Annotated in this window: 4 protein-coding genes; 3 read left to right on the forward strand and 1 reads right to left on the reverse strand. The window is 66.9% G+C overall.

What is annotated here, in order from left to right; genetic code table 11:
• Nucleotides 1-453 (forward strand): TRAP transporter large permease subunit (locus AC6RA4_RS24220; RefSeq protein WP_500164684.1); only part of this gene is annotated, 453 nt, incomplete at its 5' end.
• 100 nt (nucleotides 454-553) lie between these two features.
• Here AC6RA4_RS24220 and AC6RA4_RS24225 read toward each other — a convergent pair.
• On the reverse strand, nucleotides 554-2,161 hold the full coding sequence (locus AC6RA4_RS24225; protein WP_500164686.1) for an NAD(P)H-hydrate dehydratase: 1,608 nt from the start codon (nucleotides 2,159-2,161) through the stop codon (nucleotides 554-556).
• A 173-nt stretch (nucleotides 2,162-2,334) separates the two neighbouring features.
• Between AC6RA4_RS24225 and AC6RA4_RS24230 the strand changes: the two genes are divergently transcribed.
• Together AC6RA4_RS24230 and AC6RA4_RS24235 are read left to right on the forward strand one after the other, a co-directional pair.
• Complete coding sequence (locus tag AC6RA4_RS24230; RefSeq protein ID WP_007800427.1) at nucleotides 2,335-2,673, forward strand: P-II family nitrogen regulator; 339 nt, start codon at nucleotides 2,335-2,337, stop codon at nucleotides 2,671-2,673.
• Between the two features lie 68 nt (nucleotides 2,674-2,741).
• Nucleotides 2,742-3,417 (forward strand): glutamine synthetase beta-grasp domain-containing protein (locus tag AC6RA4_RS24235; RefSeq protein ID WP_500164688.1); only part of this gene is annotated, 676 nt, incomplete at its 3' end.

The following is a 3,417-nucleotide window of genomic DNA, read 5'->3' on the forward strand; positions in this document are numbered from 1 at the left end:
GTGCTGCGGCGCTACGGCGGCGACGAGATCGTGCAGGAGCTGGTGCTCTCGGCCTTCGACAGCCCCTACTGGACCGTGGCCTTTATCCTGTTCATCGTGTTCTGCCTGGGCTTCCTGCTCGACTGGATCGAGATCACCATCATCATCATGCCGCTGATGCTGCCGATCATTCAGGGGCTGGAGCTAGCGGTGCCGGGCTACGACCAGGTCCGCGACCCGCAGGTCGTCTGGTTCGCGATCCTGGTGGCGGTGACGCTTCAGACCTCGTTCCTGACGCCGCCAGTGGGCTTTGCGCTCTTCTACCTCAAGGGCGTCTGCCCGCCGGGGGTGTCGCTGGCACATATCTACCGGGGCATCATTCCCTTCGTGATGCTGCAGCTTCTGGGCCTGTTCATCGTGTTCGAGTTTCCGCAACTCACCACCTGGCTGCCCTCGGTCGCCTACGGCGACTAGCGCCACGCATCATGAGCCTGAGGCCGTGCGGCCGCGCCCCATCCGGGCGCGGCCGATTTCGTTTCTCTGCGCACCGGAATCCGATGCCACCCTGCCGCGTTCAGACCCCGAGGGCGCGCAACACCCCCGGCAGAGCCTCCGGCAGATCCTCGGCGATCAGCCCCGGCCCGAAGGCCCGCGCCGCCTCCACGTGCAGCCAGGCGCCCGCGCCCGCTGCCTCGAAGACCGTCAGTCCGCGCGCCATGAGGCCGGCGATCAGCCCGGCAAGCACGTCGCCCGCGCCCGCCGTTGCCAGCCAAGGCGCGGCGCGTTCGCCGACGCCGGCGTTTACCGCGCAGCGCCCGTCCGGGGCGGCAATCACCGTGTCGGGCCCCTTGAGCAGCACCACGCAGCCCGCCCGCCGCGCCGCCTCGCGCGCCGCGTCGACACGGGAATAGGCCGGCCCGGCCTCGGCCACCTCGCGCAGCCGCGCCGCCAGATCGGGGAACAGGCGCGCAAACTCGCCACCATGCGGGGTCAGCACGCAGCCCTTGTGGAGCAGCCCGAAAAGCTCTGCCGGGTCGTCAGCGAAGGCGCTCAGCGCATCCGCATCCAGCAGCGTCGGCCGCTCTGCCTCGAGCGCCACCGGCACCAGATCGAGCGCCCGCTCGAGCCCGAGCCCCGGCCCGAGGCAGAGCGCGGTGATGCGGTCGTCTTCAAGCAACTCGGACAGGTCGTCCGCGCCCTCGGCCCGCCGCAGCATCAGCGCGGTGATCTGCGCCGCAATCTCCATCTGCGCCGCACCCGGGCCGCCCAGCGTCACCAGACCGGCGCCGACCCGCAGCGCCGCCCGCGCGGCCAGCCGGGCCGCGCCGCTGCGACCGAAGCCGCCGCTGAGCACCAGCGCGTGGCCGTGGCTGAACTTGTGCCCGGCCCCGGCCTTCGACAGCCCCGCCGGAGCGGTGACCTCGGCCACCCGCTCGCTGCGCGGCGCACGGCTCCGGCGTTGCTCGAGCCCGATCGGCACCACCACGACCTTGCCGCAGAGCTCCGGCCCTTCGTCCAGCACATGCCCAAGCTTGCGCGCATGGAATGTCACGGTCAGATCCGCCGCCGCCGAGGCCGCCTCCAGCACCTCGGGCAGGCCCACGAAATGCTCGTCGCGCAGCACCCGGCCGCTGTCGCTGCAAAGCCCGCTCGGCAGGTCTACGGCGACGATCAGCGGGGTCCAGTCCGGGCGCTCGGTGGCGCTCATCGCGGCGCCCTCGCCGCGCAGCTCCGACAGGTCGAGCAGCGTGACGCCGAGGTCGCGGATCGGACGGCTCAGCCCGGTGCCGAAGAGCGCGTCGACGACCAGCGCGGCGCGCCGGCTCGACGGCTCGAAGCCAGGCTCCAGCGGCAGGATCGGACCGATCTCCTGCCAGCGCTCGGCGTTGCGCCGCGCATCGGGCGGCAGCCGGTCCGGATCGCCGTAGAGGTATAGCTCTACCTCCCATTCCCGCTCGGCCAGCAGGCGCGCGATGACGAATCCGTCGCCGCCATTGTTGCCCGGACCGCACAGCACAACCGCCCGGTGCGCGCGCCGCGACAGTTCCGGCCATTGCCGGAAAACCGCTGAAACCACGCCCGCTCCGGCCCGTTCCATCAGCTCCAGACCGCTGACTTCGCCCGAGCTTATTGCCGCCGTCTCCACCGCCCGCATCTGCGCGGCTGTCAGGAGATCTGCCATGTCTTCCACCTCAAGTTTTCATTTCGCCCTTTTTGAAGGCATGTTGCGCAAAATTCACGCGGTCGATACAAATCGCTCTATGCACCCCCTGCCCCTGTAGGCTATCCGATTGTGGCAGCCCGGCAGAAATGATCTGGCAGGGTCCGACACGGGATTACGAGGAGAGATAGACCATGAAAAAGGTCGAGGCGATCATCAAGCCGTTCAAGCTCGACGAGGTCAAGGAAGCGCTTCAGGATGCTGGCATCCAGGGCCTTTCGGTTCTCGAAGTGAAGGGCTTTGGCCGCCAGAAAGGCCATACCGAGCTGTATCGCGGCGCGGAATATGTGGTCGATTTTCTGCCCAAGGTGAAGATCGAGGTCGTGCTTGACGACGAGCTCGTCGACGCCGCCATCGAGGCCATCATCTCTGCCGCCAAGACCGACAAGATCGGCGACGGCAAGATCTTCGTGAGCCCGATCGAACAGGCCATCCGGATCCGCACCGGCGAATCCGGCTCGGACGCGCTCTGAGCGCGCGCCCCCGGGCGGCCGAACAATAATCATACCGGACCCAAAAGTCACAGAAAGGGAAGAAGGGAATGAGCATCAAGGACGTTCTCAAGCTTATGAAGGACGAGGAGGTCGCTTACGTCGACATCCGCTTCACCGATCCGCGCGGCAAACTGCAGCACGTGACGGTGATTGCCGATGAGGTCGACGAGGATTTCCTCGAAGAAGGCTTCATGTTCGACGGTTCCTCCATCGCTGGCTGGAAGTCGATCGAAGCATCCGACATGAAGCTGATGCCCGACACCGACAGCGTGTATATCGACCCCTTCTATGCCGAGAAAACCCTCTGCATTCACTGCTCGGTGGTCGAGCCCGACACCGGCGAAGCCTATGAGCGTGACCCGCGCGGCACCGCCCAGAAGGCCGAAGCCTACCTGATCTCCTCGGGTATCGGCGACACCGCGTTCATGGGCCCGGAAGCTGAATTCTTCCTGTTCGACGACGTCAAGTTCTCGGTCTCGATGAACAAGGTCTCCTACGAGGTCGACGCGCTCGACGCCGCATGGAACACCGACACCGACTACGAGATGGGCAACACCGGCCACCGTCCGGGCATCAAGGGCGGTTACTTCCCGGTCAACCCGATCGACGACGCGCAGGACCTGCGTTCCGAGATGCTCTCGACCATGAAGCGCATCGGCATGAAGGTCGACAAGCACCACCACGAGGTGGCGTCGTGCCAGCACGAGCTTGGCCTGATCTTCG

Source organism: Salipiger sp., assembly GCF_059781815.1.